Annotated in this window: 20 protein-coding genes; 7 read left to right on the top strand and 13 right to left on the bottom strand. The window is 63.2% G+C overall.

Features of this window, described 5'->3' with window-relative positions; all coding sequences use genetic code 11:
• Positions 1 to 2 precede the first annotated feature (2 nt).
• The 7 genes from QRN70_RS03490 to QRN70_RS03520 form a co-directional block, all read right to left on the bottom strand.
• A complete protein-coding gene (locus QRN70_RS03490; RefSeq protein ID WP_285415820.1) occupies positions 3 to 1,406 on the bottom strand; it encodes an ABC transporter substrate-binding protein in 1,404 nt (467 codons plus the stop codon).
• A gap of 237 nt (positions 1,407 to 1,643) precedes the next feature.
• Positions 1,644 to 1,889, bottom strand: coding sequence for a 4Fe-4S dicluster domain-containing protein (locus QRN70_RS03495; RefSeq protein WP_007959413.1), 246 nt, complete (start codon positions 1,887 to 1,889; stop codon positions 1,644 to 1,646).
• Between the two features lie 26 nt (positions 1,890 to 1,915).
• Positions 1,916 to 3,646: a fumarate reductase/succinate dehydrogenase flavoprotein subunit gene (locus QRN70_RS03500; protein ID WP_285415821.1), complete on the bottom strand. Its 1,731-nt coding sequence runs from the start codon at positions 3,644 to 3,646 to the stop codon at positions 1,916 to 1,918.
• 1 nt (position 3,647) lies between these two features.
• Positions 3,648 to 4,394: a GntR family transcriptional regulator gene (locus QRN70_RS03505; RefSeq protein ID WP_285415822.1), complete on the bottom strand. Its 747-nt coding sequence runs from the start codon at positions 4,392 to 4,394 to the stop codon at positions 3,648 to 3,650.
• A 112-nt stretch (positions 4,395 to 4,506) separates the two neighbouring features.
• Complete coding sequence (locus QRN70_RS03510) at positions 4,507 to 5,472, bottom strand: Gfo/Idh/MocA family protein (RefSeq protein ID WP_285415823.1); 966 nt, start codon at positions 5,470 to 5,472, stop codon at positions 4,507 to 4,509.
• A 9-nt stretch (positions 5,473 to 5,481) separates the two neighbouring features.
• Positions 5,482 to 6,369: a Dyp-type peroxidase gene (locus QRN70_RS03515; protein WP_285415824.1), complete on the bottom strand. Its 888-nt coding sequence runs from the start codon at positions 6,367 to 6,369 to the stop codon at positions 5,482 to 5,484.
• Between the two features lie 104 nt (positions 6,370 to 6,473).
• Positions 6,474 to 7,511, bottom strand: coding sequence for an AraC family transcriptional regulator (locus QRN70_RS03520; RefSeq protein ID WP_285415825.1), 1,038 nt, complete (start codon positions 7,509 to 7,511; stop codon positions 6,474 to 6,476).
• A 210-nt stretch (positions 7,512 to 7,721) separates the two neighbouring features.
• Here QRN70_RS03520 and QRN70_RS03525 point away from each other — a divergent pair, with 210 nt between their 5' ends.
• Together QRN70_RS03525 and QRN70_RS03530 are read left to right on the top strand one after the other, a co-directional pair.
• Positions 7,722 to 8,669 (top strand): SphA family protein, encoded by a 948-nt coding sequence (locus QRN70_RS03525; protein ID WP_285415826.1) that lies wholly within the window; start codon positions 7,722 to 7,724, stop codon positions 8,667 to 8,669.
• A 119-nt stretch (positions 8,670 to 8,788) separates the two neighbouring features.
• A complete protein-coding gene (locus QRN70_RS03530; protein WP_285415827.1) occupies positions 8,789 to 11,179 on the top strand; it encodes a DUF3772 domain-containing protein in 2,391 nt (796 codons plus the stop codon).
• A gap of 80 nt (positions 11,180 to 11,259) precedes the next feature.
• On the opposite strand, the gene QRN70_RS03535 is transcribed toward QRN70_RS03530, so the two are convergent.
• Entirely contained in the window at positions 11,260 to 11,598 is a 339-nt protein-coding gene (locus QRN70_RS03535; protein ID WP_285415828.1) for a hypothetical protein, read from the bottom strand.
• A 278-nt stretch (positions 11,599 to 11,876) separates the two neighbouring features.
• On the opposite strand from QRN70_RS03535, the gene QRN70_RS03540 reads away from it, so the two are divergent.
• Together QRN70_RS03540 and QRN70_RS03545 are read left to right on the top strand one after the other, a co-directional pair.
• Complete coding sequence (locus tag QRN70_RS03540) at positions 11,877 to 13,232, top strand: PBS lyase (RefSeq protein WP_285415829.1); 1,356 nt, start codon at positions 11,877 to 11,879, stop codon at positions 13,230 to 13,232.
• A 43-nt stretch (positions 13,233 to 13,275) separates the two neighbouring features.
• Positions 13,276 to 13,944 carry a phytanoyl-CoA dioxygenase family protein gene (locus QRN70_RS03545; protein WP_285415830.1) on the top strand — a complete coding sequence of 223 codons (669 nt, stop codon included), beginning with the start codon at positions 13,276 to 13,278 and terminating at the stop codon, positions 13,942 to 13,944.
• 77 nt (positions 13,945 to 14,021) lie between these two features.
• On the opposite strand, the gene QRN70_RS03550 is transcribed toward QRN70_RS03545, so the two are convergent.
• Together QRN70_RS03550 and QRN70_RS03555 are read right to left on the bottom strand one after the other, a co-directional pair.
• Positions 14,022 to 14,330 carry a cupredoxin domain-containing protein gene (locus tag QRN70_RS03550; protein WP_285415831.1) on the bottom strand — a complete coding sequence of 103 codons (309 nt, stop codon included), beginning with the start codon at positions 14,328 to 14,330 and terminating at the stop codon, positions 14,022 to 14,024.
• Positions 14,331 to 14,344: 14 nt separating this feature from the next.
• Positions 14,345 to 15,313, bottom strand: coding sequence for a metallophosphoesterase family protein (locus QRN70_RS03555; protein ID WP_285415833.1), 969 nt, complete (start codon positions 15,311 to 15,313; stop codon positions 14,345 to 14,347).
• Between the two features lie 153 nt (positions 15,314 to 15,466).
• Here QRN70_RS03555 and QRN70_RS03560 point away from each other — a divergent pair, with 153 nt between their 5' ends.
• Both QRN70_RS03560 and QRN70_RS03565 read left to right on the top strand, forming a co-directional pair.
• Positions 15,467 to 15,979, top strand: a complete 513-nt coding sequence (locus tag QRN70_RS03560; RefSeq protein ID WP_285415834.1) for a sigma-70 family RNA polymerase sigma factor — start codon at positions 15,467 to 15,469, stop codon at positions 15,977 to 15,979.
• Positions 15,972 to 16,715, top strand: coding sequence for an anti-sigma factor family protein (locus QRN70_RS03565; protein WP_285415835.1), 744 nt, complete (start codon positions 15,972 to 15,974; stop codon positions 16,713 to 16,715). The genes QRN70_RS03560 and QRN70_RS03565 overlap by 8 nt, the downstream gene beginning before the upstream one ends.
• Positions 16,716 to 16,741: 26 nt before the next feature.
• Here QRN70_RS03565 and QRN70_RS03570 read toward each other — a convergent pair whose 3' ends face one another.
• Complete coding sequence (locus QRN70_RS03570) at positions 16,742 to 17,437, bottom strand: tRNA (adenine(22)-N(1))-methyltransferase (protein WP_285415836.1); 696 nt, start codon at positions 17,435 to 17,437, stop codon at positions 16,742 to 16,744.
• 187 nt (positions 17,438 to 17,624) lie between these two features.
• On the opposite strand from QRN70_RS03570, the gene QRN70_RS03575 reads away from it, so the two are divergent.
• A complete protein-coding gene (locus QRN70_RS03575) occupies positions 17,625 to 18,245 on the top strand; it encodes a LysE family translocator (RefSeq protein WP_285415837.1) in 621 nt (206 codons plus the stop codon).
• 9 nt (positions 18,246 to 18,254) lie between these two features.
• Here QRN70_RS03575 and QRN70_RS03580 read toward each other — a convergent pair whose 3' ends face one another.
• Positions 18,255 to 18,851 carry a LysE family translocator gene (locus tag QRN70_RS03580; RefSeq protein ID WP_285415838.1) on the bottom strand — a complete coding sequence of 199 codons (597 nt, stop codon included), beginning with the start codon at positions 18,849 to 18,851 and terminating at the stop codon, positions 18,255 to 18,257.
• 52 nt (positions 18,852 to 18,903) lie between these two features.
• The gene (locus QRN70_RS03585) at positions 18,904 to 19,740 is read right to left on the bottom strand and encodes an AraC family transcriptional regulator (protein ID WP_285415839.1); all 837 of its coding nucleotides are present in this window, start codon (positions 19,738 to 19,740) and stop codon (positions 18,904 to 18,906) included.
• Between the last annotated feature and the right edge of the window lie 118 nt (positions 19,741 to 19,858).

The following is a 19,858-nucleotide window of genomic DNA, read 5'->3' on the forward strand; positions in this document are numbered from 1 at the left end:
AATCAGCGGGTGGCGACGGCCTGGGTGGTCGCGTCGGTGAAGCCGAGGACTTTGCCGCCCTGGGCCGTGGCGAACTGCTGGGCCTGGCCTTTGAGCAGGAACGCGCTGAGGCGCCCCTGCGCATCACTGGCAAACCACGCCTGCTCCGCCAGCAACTTGATCCCGCTGTCACTCGCCTGGGCATACACCGCCCGGATGTTCTTGCCTTCCTGCTTCAAGGCGGCCAGCGCGGTAAAGGCCGATTCGGCGGAGGCGTACTGGCGCACCTTGTCTTCGCCGCGCACCCAGATTTCGGCGACGTGGCTGAAGTCTGTGATCGCTTTGCCGGTCGCCGCATCCTGCGCTTTCAACGGCGTCTGCGCGTAGTTGGCGAGTTGCGCGCTGTAGTCCAGATTCGAAGCCTTGAAGGCAGCGCGGATGTACTGGTCGTCGATAAAGGTGTTCAGGTCGAGCCCACGATCAGCCTTCTTGAGCAATTTCAGGGTGTCGATGGCAGTGCCGACAGCCTGGCGGTATTCCGGCTTCCAGCTGAGGTCGCGGGTTTGAACGCCCAGCGGGCCGTGGAACAGGTAATTGACCTCGGCATCGACGCCGGTGACCTTGGCGATCAACTCGCTGTATTTCTCAGGTTCGGCGGCCAGCAGTTGATTGGCCTCGATGCTGGCGCGCAGGTAAGCAACGACGATCTCCGGATACTTTTTAGCGTAGGCCTGGTCCACCAGCGCGCCGTGGAATGTCGGCGCATTGGCCTGGGCGCCGTCATAGATCTTGCGCGCGAAGCCACGGCTGGGAAACAGCTCGGCGAACGGTACGAAGTCGGCATGCGCGTCGATCTTGCCGGCCTGTAGCGCCGAGCCGGCGACCTCCGGCGGCTGGGCAATGATGTTGACATCCTTGAGCGGATCCCAGCCCTGCTCCGCCACCGCGCGCAGCAACATGCCATGGGCCGTGGACGCGAACGGCACCGAAATGGTCTTGCCCTTGAGCTCGCTCAGCGCCTGCACACCCGAAGCGCTCGGCACCACGATGCCGTTGCCGCTGCCCTTGATACTGCCCGACAGCACACTGATGAACAGGCTGTGCTTGCCGGCGGTTTCGAACGCCACGCCGTTGAACGCGCCGGGGAAATCGGCCATGGCGCCGAAGTCGAGTTTGCCGGCGACCATCTCGTTGGTCAGCGGCGCGCCACTGGTGAAGTTTTTCCACTGCACGTCGTATTGCGCGTCCTTGTAAGCGCCGTCGTGCGGGAGGTATTTGTCGAGCAAGCCGAGTTCACGAATCAACAGGCCGCCGGCGGCGCAGTTGATGGTGCTGTCCTGGGTGCCGATGGCAATGCGGATGGTTTCGGCCGAGGCCGACAAGGTGAACGAAGCCAGTACCAGACCGGCGATTGCTGCACGCAACATGGTTGAATCCCCTCGAATCATTTATAGGATGTTCGTCTCCGCCGCGATCAGGGCGCGGTGGGAAACGAGGGGTGTTTTTTCAGTTCAGCGTCCGGGTGTTCCGGATGGCTTTGGGGTTGTCTGTGCGGGCCTCTTCGCGAGCAAGCTCGCTCCCACATACTCTTCGGTGTACTCATTATCAGCGGCTGGCGTCTTTCCCCTGTGGGAGCGAGCCTGCTCGCGAAAGCGGACGACCGGTCAACGCAGTAAATAGGGGATTTCGACTTTGACGGCACCGGTCGGGCAGTCCTTTTCACAAGGCATGCAGTACCAGCATTCATCGAAGGCCATGTAGGCCTTCTGCGTGGCCGGGTTGATCGCCAGCAGATCCATCGGGCAGACGTCGACGCACACGGTGCAGCCCTTTTCGGCGATGCATTTGTCCTCGTCGACGGTGACGGGGGCGTTGGAGCGGAAGAAGATTTCCTGGGCTTGATAGGCCATGGTTCGGACTCTCTGTCAGTGATGCATCAAGCAGCGAAGGCGCCGACTCGCAGACGGTCGTAGGCCTGCATTTCCTCGGCATCGAGCGGGATGATGTAGGGCTCGACGGCTTTCTTGAAGCTGCTCATCCGGCCGTCTTCATCCTTCTTCAGGTGGCAGTGGCAGAACCATTCGTGGTCGTCGCGTTGCGGGTGGTCGACCCGATAGTGGTACAGGCCCCAGCGACTTTCCGCGCGAAACAGCGAAGCACGGGCGGCCATTTCGGCGCAGTCGCGGATCACGCTGACCTCCATGGCGCGCATCAATTCGTGGGCGTTGTTGGCCTTCATCTCGTTGAGATCGCGTTCAATGTCACTGAAGCGTTGCAGGCCGATTTCCATTTTTTTGGTCACTTTCGGCGGTTGCAGGTAATCGTTGACGAAGCGCCGCAGCTTGTACTCGACCTGCGCCGGCGGCAGGCCATGCTCGCGCTCCAGCGGTGCGTAGACCCGCGCTTTTTCCTTTTCGATCTGTGCCTCATCAAGCGCGGAAAACTCACGACCGGCGACAAAATCGGCGGCGTTGTGCCCGGCAAACCAGCCGTAGGTGAACGCGCCAAGCATGTAGTTGTGCGGCACCGCGGCCATGTCACCGGCCGAGTACAAACCTTTCACCGAGGTTTCGGCGCGCTCGTTGACCCACACCCCGGACGCCGAGTGGCCGCTGCAAAAACCGATTTCCGAGATATGCATCTCGACCATCTGCGTGCGGTAGTCGGTGCCGCGGTTGGCGTGGAACTGGCCGCGACTCGGGCGCTCGTTGCTGTGCAGGATTTCCTCGATGTTCTGGATGGTTTCCTCGGCCAGGTGATCGAGCTTGAGGAACACCGGGCCGTTGCCGCTTTCCAGTTCCTGGTGAAACTCCCACATCATCTGCCCGCTCCAGTAGTCGCACTCGATGAAGCGTTCGCCCTTGTTGTTGGCGGTGTAACCGCCCAGCGGACCGGTGACATAAGCGCAGGCCGGGCCGTTGTAATCCTTGATCAGCGGGTTGATCTGGAAGCATTCGAGGTTCGCCAGCTCGGCCCCGGCGTGATAGGCCATCGCGTAGCCGTCGCCGGCATTGGTCGGATTCTCGTAGGTGCCCATCAGGTAGCCCGAGGACGGCAGACCGAGGCGTCCGGCCGCACCGCAGGCGAGAATCACCGCTTTGGCCTTGATCACATGGAAGTCGGCGCTGCGGCAGTCGAAGCCCATCACACCGTTGACGGCGCCCTCCTCGTCGGTCAGCAAACGCGTGCAGACAAGGCGATTGGTGATACTCACCCGCGCACGCTTCAACTGGCGATAGAGGACTTTCTTGATGTCGTGCCCCTCCGGCATCGGCAGCACATAGGCGCCCATGTGGTGGACCTTTTTCACCGCGTAATCGCCGGTTTCATCCTTCTCGAACTTCACGCCCCAGCGGTCGAGCTGCTCGATGGTTGCAAAACTGTGCGTCGCGTAGGCGTACACCGCGGCCTGGTTGACGATGCCGTCGTTGGCGATGGTGATTTCCTTGGTGTATTGCTCGGGTGTCGAGTGGCCAGGAATGATCGCGTTGTTCAGGCCATCCATGCCCATGCTGATCGCCCCGCTGCGCTTGACGTTGGCCTTGTCGACCAGCAGCACGCGCAGCGCCTTGTTGTTTTCCTTGGCCTTGATCGCGGCCATCGGGCCAGCGGTGCCACCGCCGATGACGACGATGTCGTATTCCTGTTCGAGGGTCTTGCGGCTCATGTCACGCCCCTTTTTGCCGGTCGATCCGCAGGCGGTACTGGAACGCATCGCCACGGTAGTAAAGGTGTTCGAAGTCCAGCGGCTGGCCGTGGGCGTCGTGGGTCAGGCGCTCGATGCGCATGATCGGCGAGCCGGCCTCGACGTTCAGCGCCTGGGTCAGGTCGCTGTCGGCCAACACCGCGTCGATGGCCAGGTCGGCGTGGCCGAGGGCGATGGCGCAGTCGTTTTCCAGGATCAGGAAGATGTCGCGGGTGACCAGGTCGGCCTTCTCCAGGCGCTCGCCGATAGCTTTGGGCAGGTAGGTGATTTCCAGCGAGATCGGCTCGCGGTTGATCAGCCGTACGCGTTTGATTTGCGCGACGATTTCGCCTTCGGCCACTTGCAGGCGTTCGGCGACACGCTTGTCGGCGGGGATGAATTTGAAGCTGCGCAGGCGGTTGATCACCTCGTAGCCGCGCCCGGTCATGGACTCGGCGAGGCCTTGCAGGCTGCTGACGTTCTGAAAGGTTTTCGGCTTGGCGACGAAGGTGCCCTTGCCGTGGATCTTGAAGATCAGCCCTTCTTTCTGCAGATCGCCCAGTGCCTGACGCACGGTGATGCGGCTGACTTTGAACAGCGCACCGAGTTCGCTTTCGGAGGGCATCTGGCTGTCTTGCGGGTATTCGCCGTCGAGGATGCGCGCACGCAGTACATCGCGCAATTGCGTGTGCAGCGGCACGCTGCTCAGGGATAGAACGTTATCGGTCATCGCGGGATCACTTGTTATAACGAGTTATGACGTGATCTTAGAGACGTTATGACAAGCTTGAGAAATATTGTTTGGGCATAACCTTAGATGCGCTTGTGCAAGCACAACGACTTCAGCGCCGGAGAATCTGGTCCATCACCCAATCGGTCTTCAGCGCCTGCTCGGCCAGTGCTGGATGCTGCGATTCACCGCGGATATGCGCGTTGATGCCTTGCACGTGGTGCCACTGGATATGCTCGTGATGGGGGATCTGCAGGCTGAGGTGTTCATCGGCGTGCAGCTCGACCGGATGCTCGTCGAATACGGAAAAGCGGATGCGCCCCTGGCTGCCGATGATTTCGACGCGATCCTCGCGGCGATCGGCGACAAAGCTCCAGCAGCCCATGCCCAGCGCCCCGCTGGCAAAGCGCCAACTGGCGCTGACCGCATCCTCCGCCGCGTACAACCCGGCCTGACGCGCGGTGAAGCCGGCGACTTCGACGATGTCGCCGAGCAGGTACTGGAACAGGTCAAGACCATGGCTGGCCAGATCGGCAAAGTAGCCGCCACCGGCCACCGCCGGATCGGTGCGCCAGTTGGCGCTCCCGCTCAGGTCCAGTGGCGACGGCGCTTTGGTCAACGTCCAGCTCAGGTGCCGCACCTCGCCGATGCGCCCCTGCTCCAGCCATTGCCGCACCTGTTGGAAACGCGGCAGCGAACGCCGGTAGTAGGACACGAACAGATGCAGGCCGGCAGCGGCGAACACTTGCTGCATTTCCCGGCTTTGCCCGGCATGGAGCGCCATGGGCTTTTCCACGCAGCAATGCTTGCCGGCGGCGGCGACTTTCAGGCTGTAGGCGTGGTGCGTGTCGGGTGGCGTGGCGATGTACACCGCATCCACCTCGGGATCGGCGAGCAGCGCATCGACATCGGTGTAGAACCGCGCAATGCCGTGTCGTGTCGCGTAATCGCTGACCGCTTCGCGGCGCCGCCCCATCACCGCCACCAGCGCCGAGCCGGGTACCTTGTAGAAGGCCGGCCCGCTCTTGCGCTCGGTGACGCTGCCGCACCCGATCATGCCCCAACGCACAACGTCCATGGTCGTTCCTCAGCCGATGCGCAGTGCGCGCAGATCGAGGTGGCCGTCCTTGAGCGGCGGGCACCAGTAGTAGCCGCCGGTGATCGGCCGGCTGATGCGGTACAGGCCATCGACGATGCCGTCTTCCAGCCCGCTCATGCGCCGCAGTTGCGCTTCGAACGCGTCGAGGGAGAAGCCGAACGCGAGGAACATCAGGCCGGCACGCTCGCCTTCGATCCACGGCATCGAGCGCCGGACGACGAACGCCTCGGGGGCGAAGCTTTCCTGGGCGGTGCGCTTGACGTGAGCAGAAACCGGAGCGTCATCGATCTCTTCGTTGTCGCTCAGGCGCCGGCCCATGATGTTGTCCTTGTCTGCGGCGGACAAGGCATGGAAGCCCTTGAGGTCGTGCTGCCATTGCTGGATCGCGGCGAAGCTGCCGCCCACCAGACCTTCGGCGCCCTCGCCGAGCAACGCCGCGGCCATCGCGGCCTCATCGTGGGGGTTTTCGGTGCCGTCTTCATAACCGGTGAGGTCGTGGCCGTCCTTGTGGCGGAACGTTTCGTTCATCTGCACCAGGCGCAGGGCCGGCGCCAGCGCCGCTTCCACAGCAGTGCTGCGGTTGAGCAACTCGCCCCGGTCGACACCGTGCAGCCAGATCCACAGCGCGTGTTGGGTCGACGGGTTTTCCACACCCACCCCGCTCAGCGCCGGAAAACTGCGCAGCCCCGCGACTTGCACATTCATCGCCTTGACCAGGGATTCACCCAAACCGACCACCGCCGACTTGCCGTCCACCAGATTCATCAGGTTGTCGAACGCCTGCGGCAGAGCTTCAACCGACTGCAGGGCGAAAAACAGGTGACGTGCTTGTGGCGGAACAGGGGTGGCGAGAATGCCCGGCTGGTAGTAACTCATGTGAACTCCTTGGGAAAGTGCGCGGAGTTTACCTGTAGCCAGCATTTTTGTGTGGGCTTCAATGACCGCAAAAGCCCCTCGCTGTGAGGGGCTGCAGTTCTCAGTCAGGCCGCGGAGCCCTCATTGCGCCACGCGCTCGGGCTCATCCCCGTCCAGCGTTTGAACGCCCGGCGAAAGCTGCGCACATCGCTGTAGCCGACTTCCTCGGTGATGCGCTCGATGGGCATGTCCGGGTTGGCCAGCAGGCTCATCGTCCGCGCCTGACGCACTTGCTCCAGCAGCGCTTCGAAAGTCAGTGCATGTTCGGTCAGGCGCCGGCGCAGGGTGCGGCTGCTCATGTTCAGGTCACCGGCAATCTTCTCGATGTGGCTGCCGCGACTCAGGTCCCGGGCAATCGCCCGCTCGACGGCCTGGATCAGGTCCAGCTTCTGATGCACCTGCGCCGCTTCCAGCTCAAGCAGTTTGACGGCCTGGCGCAACGCCAGGGAATGGTGATTGGGCAGGTTCACGTCCAGCCATTGCACATCGATCAACATGCGATTGTGCAGGCAGCCGAAACGCACGTCCGGGCCAAGCAGACGTTGATATTCCGTCAGGTAATCCGGCGCCGCATGGACGAACTCGACGGCAATCGGCTTGAACGCGTTGCCCACCAGCGCCCGGCCATACACCAGCAGGCTGGCGAAAAACTCCTCCACCGCAAACACCTGCACTTCGGCGAACGGCAAGCGGCACTCGACGTCGACGTGCACCTGCCCAGCCACGACATCGACGCTCGACACCACGATCCCGCCCGAGGTGTGCTGGTGGCGAATGCCCAGGGCGAACGCATCGCGCAGGTTCTTGCACAGCGACAGCACATGGCCAAGCAGGCCCAGGGTGCCCAGCACGTTCTGCGCACCGACCCACAACCCCAGCCCCTGATTGGGCAAGGCCTTGAGCGCACGTTGAATCATTGCCACGGCCTGGCGATAGGAAATCCGCTGGGCCGGATCCTGCAGGTCGTCGCAGGTAAAGCCCAGGCCACGGCACAGGCTCTCCGGCTCGACGCCCTTGTTGGCGGCGACTTCGGCCAGGGTTTGCAGGAGGAACGGCGACACCAGCGCCAGTTCGTAGGTGGGGTCGTGAATTTTTGCGTTCATGGGGCTGGACATTCCGGATCACGCTGAATTGTTATTTTTGTAACCGGTTATGTCGAAAGAAGTTAGCACAGGGTCGGCGGGCTGTCCGCAGAAGTCCCCCTACGTGTCCGCCAATACCCTGCCCCGGCGGGCGCCAAGGGCTTATTTCTATGGTGCCGGACGCCCTGCGTGCCGGCGGTGCGGTCAACCACAATAATAATGAGGACGGACATGATCCCCCATCGCGCGACTTCCCCACTGCGCCTCGCCCTGCTCCTGGCAGCCGGCGGCGCTACCCTGCCCGCCCTGGCCACCGAGGCCGGCGTCGACAACATCGGCCCCGGCACCGACGGCTTCTTCATGCTGCCGCTGGAGGTCGACAGCCTTCCGCAGAACATGGTCGCGTTCAACGTCTACTACAACCACTACAAGTCGACGAAACTCAACATCAGCTCGTTGGGCGGCAAAGTGCCGAATGTCGAAATCGAATCCACCGCCGTCATCCCGCGCATCGATTACCTGAGCCCGGTGCGGATCTTCGGCGGCCGCCTGGCCGGCTACATCGCCCAGCCGTGGCTGAAGCAGGAAGTCTCGGTGTTCGGCCTCAGCGACACCCGCGAAGGCATGGGTGACACCACCATCGCGCCGATCATCCTGTGGGACATGGGCAAGAACCTGACCCTCGGCGCCGCCGTGGAAATCACCGTACCCACCGGTGAATACAGCGTCGATCGCCTGGCCAACACCAGCAACAACTTCTACACCTACAAGCCGCTGTTCTCCTTCACCTGGTTGCCCACGGACAAGACCGAGGTGTCGATGAAGACCACCTACAGCTTCAACGAGAAGAACAAGGACACCGACTACAAGTCGGGGCAGATCTTCCACTTCGATTACTCGGCCAGCTACAGGATCACCGATGACCTGATGCTCGGCCTCAACGGCTACTACCTCAAGCAGACCACCGACGACAGACAGTTCGGCCATACCGTGCAGTTCGCCGGCGAAGACGTCAACGACGGTGTGCGCGGCAAGGTGTTCGCCATCGGTCCGGCGCTGCACTTCACCTTTCTCAAATACGCCAGCGCGGAGATTCGCTGGGCCAAGGAGTTCGACGTCGAGAACCGCCCGGAAGGCGAAATGCTCTGGGCCAAAGTGAGCATCCCCTACGCCTTCTGAGCGTGGCGCAGCCCCCGTACGTCACGGGGTGCTGCGCTGATGGCGGAAAGTTTTCCTCGACGCCCGGCCCGATCACCTAACCTCATAGACTGTGTGATCAACCGCCATCGAGCCCGCTCATGCGCAACGCCTTGAAGTCATTGCTTTTGATCGTCGCGATCGTGCTCGGCCCCGGGCTGACGACGGCGTTCGCCGCCGCTGCGCCGGACCCCGCCGGCAACAGCGTCGACGCGCCATTGCCGGGCGTGACGCAGAGCGACCTGCAAGCGCTGCAGCAACGCCTCGACGGGCTCAAGCAGCAGATCTCCGCCGCGAACAATTACAACCAGCTCGAAGGCCCGCAGGACCAGGTGCAGGCGTTCATCCTGGACATCGACCGGCTCTCGGCCTCGCTGTTGCCGCAGCAGGCGCAACTGGCGGTGCAGCTCAATGTCCTGGGGGTCGAGCCCGCGCAGACCGTGGCCGCCGAACAGGCGGACCTTGCCGTGCAGCGGATCATGCTCATCGAGCAGAAAAACAAGGTCGATACCGCGCTGAACAACCTCGCCACGCTCAAGCAGAATGCCAGCGACCTGATTAACCAGATCGCCACCATTCGCCGCAGTCTGCTGGAAAGTGAACTGACCCTCGGCACCCACAGCATTCTCAGCCCGCTGTTCTGGTCGCCGCTGCTCGATCCGTCGACGGATGATCGCCAACGCATGCGGTTTTTCCTCGAGCAGCTGCGGCAGACCGGTGCCGAGGCCTGGCAACCCGGGCAGCGTTTCTATACCGCGCTGCTGGTGGTACTGGCCTGGGTCACCTGGACCTTCGGCCGCCGGCTCGCTGGCCGCTGGCTGACCTGGCTGTGCATTCACCGCATGCCGGAAGGTCGTCTGCGCCGCAGTTCGCTGGCCTTCGCCTCGGCCCTGGCCACGCTGGTCACCACCGGCATCGCCCTGCAGCTGCTGTACTACGCCTGCACGCGCCACGTGCCGCTGCCGCCGATGCTGGCGACCTTCTCCGATGAATTCGAAAAGGCCGTGTATGCCTGCGTGATGATCACCAGCCTGAGCCGGGCGCTGCTCTCCACCGAGCATCCGTCATGGCGCCTGCCGGCCATCGACGATACGGTGGCCCATGCGATCAAGCCCTTTCCACGGATCCTGGCCGGCACCCTGCTGGTGCTGGTGACGCTGGTGCAAGTCAGCAACGCCTCGGGCATGAGCAGCCAGATCGTGATCGCCGGACGCGGGGTGATCGCGCTGGTGGTCATGGTCATTATCGTCACGCTGCTGGTACGCACCGGCCGCGCGCGCAAGACGCTGGTGGCCGCCGGAGAGACCTCGGCGACCGGCAATACCCTGGCCGGGGTGATCTTCACCATCGCCAGCCTGTCGATGTTCATCTCGCTGCTGGCGCTGCTCACCGGCTACGTTTCACTGGCGCGTTTCGTCACCTACGAACTGGTCTGGGGTTACATCGTCCTGGCCGGTTTCTACCTGCTGATCCAGTTGCTCAAGGACAGCTGCGAATACCTGTTCTCGCCCAAATACTCCAGCGGCAAGGCGCTGAAACAGCTGCTGGGCATCGGTGATCAGCGCCTGGAGCAAATGTCGGTGCTGCTGGCTGGCCTGGGACGCGCGGCGCTGTTGCTGCTGGCCGTGATCACCCTGTTCGTCGGCGGCATCGGCACCACCCTCGGACAGTTGCTGAGCAACATCGGCACCATCCTCGGCGGTGCCGGGTTGCGCAAACTGAACATCGTCCCCGGGCACCTGCTCAATGCCGTGCTGGCCTTGATGATCGGCGTTTACCTGATCCGCGCGCTGCGCCGTTGGCTGGATAACGAATTCCTGCCCAAGACCAACATGGACCCGGGCATGTGCGCGTCGCTGAGCACGCTGTTTTCCAACATTGGCTACGCGGTGGTGATTCTGCTCACGCTGTCGTCGCTGGGCGTGCAATGGACCAACCTGGCGTGGATCGTCAGCGCCCTCTCCGTGGGCATCGGCTTCGGCTTGCAGGAAATCGTCAAGAACTTCGTCTCCGGGCTGATCCTGCTCACCGAACGCCCGGTCAAGGTCGGCGACCTGATCAGCATCAGCGGCGTCGAAGGCGACATCCGCCGGATCAACGTACGCGCCACGGAAATCCAGCTCAGCGACCGCTCGATTGTCATCGTGCCCAACTCGCAACTGATCTCGCAGAACCTGCGCAACGTCACCCTCGGCGGCAGTGCCCAGGGTGTGGCGACGCTGGAACTGATGTTCCCCCTGGACATCGACCCGGAACAGGTCAAGGACCTGCTGCTCGACAGCTACACCGGCCACGAAACCATCCTCGAAAAACCGTCGCCGTTCGTGCGTTTCAGCAAGCTTTCCCCGGACGGCATCACCTTGACGGTGACCGGTTACGTGGCCAGCCCGCGGATTGTCGGGACGACCAAAAGTGATCTGCTGTTCGAGATTCTCAAGCGGCTGGGCGCGGCAGGAATCGAGCTGGCGAAACCGGCGCAGCCCGCGGGCTGAACATCCACCAGGCCCTGCAACGCAAAAACCCGACGGGTGAGGTCGGGTTTTCAGTCGAGTGCTGCGGTAAAACCGTGCATTCAGACGGCACGGCGTTCAAGCAGACGGTCCGCGCCACCTTCGGCGACCTGATTGCCTTGCAGACGATCCGAGCCATCAGCCGCTACAGCATCGCTGAACAGCGGGTCGGTTTCGTTGGCGGCAACCGCATCGCTGAACAGTGGATCGGTTTCGTTGGCAGCAACCGCATCGCTGAACAGTGGATCGGTTTCGTTGGCGGCAACGGCATCGCTGAACAGAGGGCTGGTTTCTGTCGCGGCAACGGCGTCGCTGAACAATGGGTCAGTCTCGGTGGCCGCGGCAAAAGCATTCAGTGCGAAGACCGAGAAAGCGAGGCCGAAAAGCATTTGGCGTTTCATGGTGTGTGCTCCTTGATGCAGTGAGTGGGTATGGCGCTGAGCTTACGCCGCCGCCCTGATAAGAGAACTTCATTGAATTAATGGTTGTTATTGACTCAGCTAATAGTTGCGCCAAGCCCTGTGCCAGAGCGGTGCAACAGGCAGAGGCGACTTGTGAAGAGGCACCTTTTCTTGAAATTCCCCCTGCAAACAACCGCGGATACCTCCTGCTCGCGTCAAACAGCACCGCGAATTGGTAAAGTGCGCGCCATCTCTTGGCAGATTCAAAGGATTGATGCGTGACTTCCACATGGGAATGGCTGGACAGGTTGAAAAGCAGGCACTTGCCCGAATCGACATGGGCCGAGCGTCGACGCCATGAAGCGCTGGAACTGTTGGCGAACGCCCGCGGCAGTGGCAGCTGGATCGAACTCAGCGCTCACTACAACGGCTTCGTGCGCGAAGTCGCGGTGAGAGAACTGAGTCGGCAGAGCTCGCCCGAGGCTCTGGTCGCGCTGATCGAGCGCTTGAACGACTGGGTACCGCAGATTCGCGAACTGGCACTGGCCGCAATGAACCGCTATCTGACGCCTGCCCAGGCGCCGGCCCTGTTGTTCGCCCTGCCATCGCTCATGGCATTGGCTGCGCGACACCGCGGCGATCACGGGCCGACACTGCTGGCGGCGCGCGCCGTGCTGCAATCGGCGCAGATCCGCGACGAGGTCCTCGCGCACTTTCGCGGTCGCCAGGGCAAAACCGCACGCTACCTGTTTGCGTTATTGCTGGAACAGGGTGTCGACACGCAATCGCTGCTGCGTCTGGCCCTGGCCCATCGCGAACTGACCGTGCGGCTGGCCGCCGTCGCCGCCTGCGAGGATCTGCCGGCGGCCGACGCTGCGCCTCTATTGCATGAGGCATTAGCGCGGCCGGGGGCCAAGGTACGTGTCTGCGTGCTGCGCGCCCTGCTCAGCCGAGTCGAGGATCCAGCGCCGCTGCTGCGCGATGCCTTGCTCGACGCCTCGCCTGCCATCCGTAATCTGGCGCGCTGGGCCGCACCGCGCCACGACGTCGATGCCCTGGCGGTCCTCGCCGAGCGACTGCGCCGGGACATGCCCGGCGGCAAACGCCCGTGGCTGGGCATTCTCGGCCTGGCCGCGGAACTCGACGTCAGTCTCGACATGCCTTGGCTCAACGAAGCGCTGCGCTGCGACTATCCCAGCGTGCGCCAGGCGGCGGTGCGTCTGCTCGGCGATGAGCATCTGGACGAACTGCTGCAAGCGCTCGGTGATCCGTCGGACAAGGTCTTTCAGGTTGCCCTCGGGTTGCTCCACAAGTTGCCCTGGCTGGCCCTGAATGCCGGCGTGCGCGCCAGGCTGGATGGCCATTGGCATGACCTGCCGACCTCGCGCCGCGCGGCGATCCTTAACCTGATGTCGAGTTGGCAACAGATCGCCTACCTGTTGCAACGGCTGGATGCCGAGCCCGTCGCCGAGGCCCTGTGGCTGCGTCAGATCGAGGGCTGGTGCCAACGCCAGTACCAGATCGTCGACCCCGTCACGCCGAAGGACGAGCGCGCGGCTTTGCAGCAACGGCTCAAGGATCTGGCCGCCGCGGGGCGCATCCACAGTCCCCGGCTTGCGCTGTTTGCCGGATGAGGTGTTGCCTGGGCGGGATGGCTGACAAGGAATCGAAAGCATCATGATCGACCGCAAACAATTGCATCGCGATGGCTACACCCTCCTGCGCCAGGCGATTGCGGCCGAGTGGCTGAGCGAGCTGCGCGCCACCTTCGACGCCGCTGTCAAGCCATCGGATCAATGGCCGGTGCCGCGCGGCAGTGACTGGCGGCATTCGCAGCTGGACACCGATTCGACCGTGCAATCGGTATGTCGTCTGCCACGGCTGCTGGCCGTCGTCGGCGAGTTGATCGGCGCACGCTTCTTCCTCGCCCAGGCCGAAGGCCGCGAGCCTCTGGCCGGCGGCGGCCATCAGCAACTGCACCGCGACCTCTCGGCCCAACGCCCCGGCGATACCGTCGGCGCGCTGGTTTTCCTCGACGATTACAGTGCCGGGAACGGCGCCACCCGCCTTGTTCCCGGCAGTCATCGGCCAACACCGGGAGCACCGCCAATGGACTTCAACGACGAATCGCGGACGCTGCAGCTGTCAGGTGCAGCAGGTGACATCCTGGTGTTCGATGCCGACCTGGTGCACGCCGGCAGCCGCAATACACTCGGCACTCGGCGCCGCTCGATCTTGATCAGCTACTGCGCGGCGCCGTTGTATGCGTCACATCTGCAGACCGCGCAGTTGCGGGGGGTGCGGATGGATTCGAACGAATGGTTCGAGCCGTTGCAAATCGGATGACCATCACCCGCTGCTGCCCGCGACAGCTCCACCGTTGTCAGTCCCCCATCAGGGATGCTGATCGAATTGCGCCTCACCTACTGAGTCACCAGCACCCGCCCGATCATCTGCGGATGCAGCGCACAGAAATATTCAAACTCGCCCGGCTTATCGAACACCCAGGAAAAACTGTCATTGGTATCCAGTGCCGCCGAGCGAAACAGTTTTTGGGATTGCGCCACCGTGTGCGGGATCTGGTCGTCGTTGACCCACGTCACTCGGGTGCCGACGGCGACGGTCAGGTCTTTGGGCTCGAACATGAACGCCTTGATGTCAATCGTCACATCCTGCGCCCAGGTCGCCGTCGACAGCAGAAGACACACCGCGGCAAGAAATCGTCTTTTCATCGCACCACCCTCGCCTAGACCAGTGTCGAATCAATCAGCGCCAACGGATGCTCGCCTTGCGTGGCGCGCACCTCGGTGATGCCCAGGTAATTGCGCAACTGCTCGGCGGCCACCGTCATCGGCCCCGGTGTCGGAGCCGCACCCGGAGCCGGTTGCGGGTAGGCCGTGCCACGTGCGGTGTGGAAGGTGATGTTGCCTTCGACCTTCTGGATCACCTGATGAATGTGGCCGTTGAGTACGGTCACCGAGCCGTACTTGCGCAGCAGCGCGATGGCCTGATCGCCATCTTCGGTGCCCCAGCCCCACGGCTGATAAACCGTCCACAGCGGAATATGGGTGAAGACCACGACCGGAGTGCTCGCGGTCACCGCGCGTAAGTCATCGGCCAGCCAGGCCAGTTGCTCGGCGCCCAGACTGGCCTCATGGCCGGCCTGGAAGTTGAAGACATTGACCAGCGCGATGAAGTGCACGCCGTGATCATCGAAACTGTACCAGCCATTGCCTTTGGTGCCCTTGCCGTAGCGCTCCAGATACAGCTTGCCGCCGCCCTCGTCGAGGGTGTCATGTTCACCGGGGACGTAATGCACCATGGACGGCAGGCCCTTGAGCAACTGCGCGGCCGTGTCGAATTCTTCGGCTTTCGACAAGTGGGTGATGTCGCCCGTATGCAGGATCAGCGCTGGCCGCTGTGGCAGTGCGATGACCTTGTCGATCGCCACTTGCAGCGTTTTCACCGGCTGCGGGTTGGCCTCCTTGTTGAAGCCGATGTGCGAGTCGCTGATCTGCACGAAATGAAAGGTGCTGGCCAGGGCCTGGGGGTCGCTGACGTTGCCTGCGTCATCCAGCGCAAAGGCGCGCGGAATGCCGCCGCTCAGCGCCCAGATAACCCCGGCACCGGCCCACGCCGAGCATTTGAGCAGCGTGCGCCGCTCCGGGTTGAGCGGGCCATCGGTGCGCCGTGGCGGTTTCGCTTGCGTGTCCATCGGTATGTCCTCGCTGGCGGGCTACAGTGATGTAGCTGACACGAGGTAAACCTTGCCGGGCCAGGGTTTATTCCACGGCAGAAAATAAATGCCTTTTCGGGAATAAAACCCTGCGCCACACGGTTATAGGGGGGTGACGGTGCGGAACCGACTATGAAGCGATTCGAGCAACTGATTGCGCCCCATCTGGACGCCGCTTACAACCTCGCGCGCTGGCTCACCGGCAACGACAGCGCCGCGCGTGATGTCGTGCAGGAAAGCGCCCTGCGTGCGTTCCGCTTCCTGCAGCGTTTCGCCGACGGCAACGCCAAGGCCTGGTTTCTGACCATCGTGCGCAACGAAAGCTACACCTGGCTCAAGGCGTCGGCCGGGCGCCATTGGCTGGCGATCGGTGACGACATCGGTGATGACGACACCGCGCTCAGCCACAACCAGACCCCGGAACTACAGGCCATTCACACGGAAAGCGCCGCGTTGATCGAGCAAGCCCTGCAGGCCCTGCCGCCGGTATTTCGCGAGGTGATTGTGCTCAAGGAGCTCGAAGACATGCCTTACAAAGACATTGCCCTGGTCGTGGACATTCCCATCGGCACGGTCATGTCGAGGCTGGCCCGGGCGCGCGCCATGCTCAAGCTCGAACTACTGAAGTTGCACGATCATGAATGACACCGACTGCACGGTTTGCCAGACCCGCCTGCATGGCTACCTGGATCAGCAACTGGACCCGGCGAGTGCAGCCCAGGTGGCCGCGCACCTGTCCGAATGCACTGGGTGCGCGCGGCGACATGACGAACTGAAGAAACTCAAGCTCAGCGTCAGACAGCATGCGCCGTACTACGCCGCGCCGGCCTCGCTGGCGACCAGCGTGTTTGCCCAACGGTCTGGCACGCCGCGCTTGCTCCAGCGCTGGCGGCAATGGCTGGCACCGGCGTTCTGCGCCACGACGCTGGCGCTGGCCATGGTGCTGTACGTGGCAACCCCGGGCAGCGAACAGCCGCTGATGGATGAAGCGGTTTCCAGCCATGTCCGCTCGCTGATGGGCGAGCACTTGAACGATGTGGCGTCGTCCGACCGGCACACGGTAAAGCCTTGGTTCACCGGCAAACTGGATTTTTCCCCACCTGTGCTGGACTACGCAGCGCAAGGTTTTCCATTGCTCGGCGGGCGCCTGGATTATCTGCAACATCAGGCGACGGCCGCGCTCAGCTACGGCCGCGCCAAACACATCATCAATGTGTTCATCCTGCCGACGGCACAGGCCGATACACCGCGCCACAGTGAAACGATACGCGGCTTCAATGTGGTGTCCTGGCAAGCCAACCACATGCGCTTCGTGCTGGTTTCCGATGTCGAGAAAAGTGAACTGGAGGCGTTCAGTCAGTTGCTCAGGGACGGTGCCTGAAGGCATTCACAGACAGGCATAGCCGTTCAGGCGAGCAACTCACTGATCCAGCGCGCTTCTTCGGCGAGGTGGCGGGCCTTGTCTTCAGGCACGCCGTGTCGCGCCCGGGCGAACTGGCGCAGCGTACGTAGTTTGAGGTGCAGCCGGCGCTGCCATTTGCTCAGGAACGCCGCGCTGCGCGTTTGCAGGTGCAGCGGGCCGAAGTACAGCTCCTCGGCGCTGTACGTCACCGGCGCGCCGCGTTCGGCGACGATGATTTCGTAGTCGAAACGGTTTTCGCGCAGCACTTCTTCGCCAAGGATGCGGTAACCGTTGTCCATCAGCCATTGGCGCAGCGGTTGCTCTCCGCCGTTGGGTTGCAGGATCAGGCGCTCCTGGCCAGTCAGGCGGGCCTTGCCGCTGTCGAGGATGTCGCGGATCGTTTCGCCGCCCATGCCGCACAGGCTGATGGCGGTGATGCCGTCGCCCGGTTCGATTGCCGCCAGGCCGCTGGCCAGGCGTACGCTGATACGCTGCTCCAATCGGTTCTCGCGAACGGTACGTTCGGCGGCGCGAAACGGCGTCAGCGCCACCTCGCCCGCCACCGCCGCGACGATGGCGCCACGGCGCATCAGCGCCACCGGCAGGTAACCGTGGTCCGAGCCGATATCGGCCAATCGCGCACCGGCCGGCACCTGCGCCGCCACGCGCTCCAGGCGCATGGACAATGTCTGTTCGTTCAACCCCAGCCCCTTTTTGACCCGTAGCGTCCGGCACCTCTGGCCGGATCGGGGCGCGATTCTGTCGGGCCGCGTCGGGAAATTCAAACGATTGCGACGGCGAACAGGCCTCGATAACGCCGCAACGGCTGTGGATCCTCCCGTCGGAAACCGCTAACGTGCCTGCAACCTGCCCCGGATCCGCACGCCCATGTCCATCACCGACAACCTCCTCGCCTTCACGTTTGCCGCCACCCTGCTGACCTTGACGCCGGGGCTGGATACCGCGCTGGTGCTGCGCACCGCCACCGTGGAAGGCAAGCATCAGGCGTTGCGCGCGACGCTGGGGATCAATGCCGGCTGCCTGCTGTGGGGCGCAGCAGTGGCGTTCGGCCTCGGTGCGCTGGTCGCCGTTTCAGAGCTGGCCTACAACCTGTTGAAGTACTGCGGCGCGGCGTACCTGGCGTGGCTCGGGCTGAACATGCTGCTGCGCCCGCGCCGCTCGCCCGTGCCCGTCGAAGCCAGCGACAAACCCGGTGGCAACTGGTTTCTCAAGGGCATGCTGGGCAATCTGCTCAATCCCAAGATCGGCATTTTCTACGTGTCTTTCCTGCCGCAGTTCATTCCGCCAGGCCAGGCGCTGGTGCCGTGGACGTTCGGCCTGGTCAGCATCCACGTGGTGCTCGGGCTGATCTGGTCGTGCGTGCTGATTGGCGCGACCCGGCCGCTGTCAGGGTTTCTGCGCCGGCAGCGCGTGATCCGCTGGATGGATCGCACCACAGGGATGATTTTCCTGCTGTTTGCAGCGCGATTGGCGTTCAGCCGGCGTTGAGCCTGGCGCTCACACCAGCACGGTCAGCCACGCCGATGCCAGCAACAGCAACGCCAGCAAGGCATTCATCCGGGTAAATGCCTGCGGCGAGGTAAGGAACCGCGCACTGCCCACGCCGAGCAGCGCCCAGGCCGTCATGCACGGCAAACACACCAGCAGAAACGCCAACGACAACAGCAATATGCGTGCGCGCTCGTCGCCGCTGGCACCAAACACGCTGATCATCGCCACGGCCATCATCCACACCTTGGGGTTGATCAGTTGCAAACCGGCGGCGCCGACCATGCCCAGGCCATTATCGCCCGCCGCCTCAGGGTCGGTGGAGGGTGCCGAGCTGCGAAAGATCTGCCACGCCAGCCAGCTCAACCAGAGCACCCCGGCCCAGGCCATGACCTGCTGCACGCGGGGGAAGCGCAGCAGCGTTTCCCCCACACCGAGCCCGACGGCCAAGACCACCAGCGCCGCCGTCACGCAGGCGCCAAAAATGATCGGCAGCGTCGCCACCAGTCCGCGCCGGGAGCTGTGGCTCATCACCAGAATGTTGGTCGGCCCCGGAGTGATCGAGGCGACGAAGGCGAACAGCAGAAAAGGCAACAGCGATTGCATGAGGTGAACTCCCGAATCAGAACAGGAGGCCATGGTCGCCAGTCGGCGCGGTTCAGTCTGGAAGGTTTGAGCAACGCTTGCGGTAATCCGCCGGCGTGAGGTGATAGGCGCGACGGAACCAGCGCCCCATGTGGCTCTGGTCAGCGAAACCGAGGGCGCTGGCGACTTCGGCCGGTGACTCGCCCCGGGCCAGCAACTGCCGGGCCTTGGCCAGGCGCAACTGAATCAGATACGCATGCGGTGCCAGGCCGAAAGCGGCCTTGAATGCGCGGGTCAGGCGAAAACGATCGACGCCGCAGGCCCGGGCCAGGTCATCCAGGCCGATGTCCTGATAGGCGTGCGCATGCAGGTAGTCACGCGCCACCTGTGCCACCAGCGGCAGGCGCGGATCGACGCTCAGGCGCTTGCGCCAGTCGAGGTGGCAGGTCAGCGCACCGAGCAAGCTGTCGATGGCATCCTGGCGCACGATGCGCAGATCGCCTTCATGCAAGGCGTGGAAGGCCTGATTGATGGCGCCCGCCAGACGTGGATCCTGGCTCAGCGTATCGGCAAAGCCCAGTTGGCTGTGATCCGGCGTGTGTTCGAACAAGGCACGCACCTCACGCTCCAGCCACTGCGGATCGAAGTAGAGCATCGAATAAGTGAAACCCTCCTCGGTCGGCGCATGGCCGTCGTGGATCTCGCCGGGCTCGAGCATGAACACCTTGCCCGGGGTGCTGAAGTGGCGCACGCGCCGGCAATTGAACTGCTGCACGCCCTGCTCCGTGATCCCGACCAGAAAACTGTCGTGCCAGTGCGGGTCATAGGCGTGCCCACGAAAATGCGCGCGAATCGACTCGATGCCGGTGTCGGCATCCTGGGACAGTTCGATCCAGTTGGATGGGTCCACGCGAGGCTCCAGGGGTCAGGGTGTCAGCGTTGCACGGGCGGACGAATACGTTACCGCGCTTTCCCGCAGGACGTTTAGAAGATTTGTGCAGACCGCCAGCGCCGTGCACCTGCAAACT

This window comes from Pseudomonas sp. efr-133-TYG-5, assembly GCF_030209175.1.
GTDB lineage: Bacteria > Pseudomonadota > Gammaproteobacteria > Pseudomonadales > Pseudomonadaceae > Aquipseudomonas.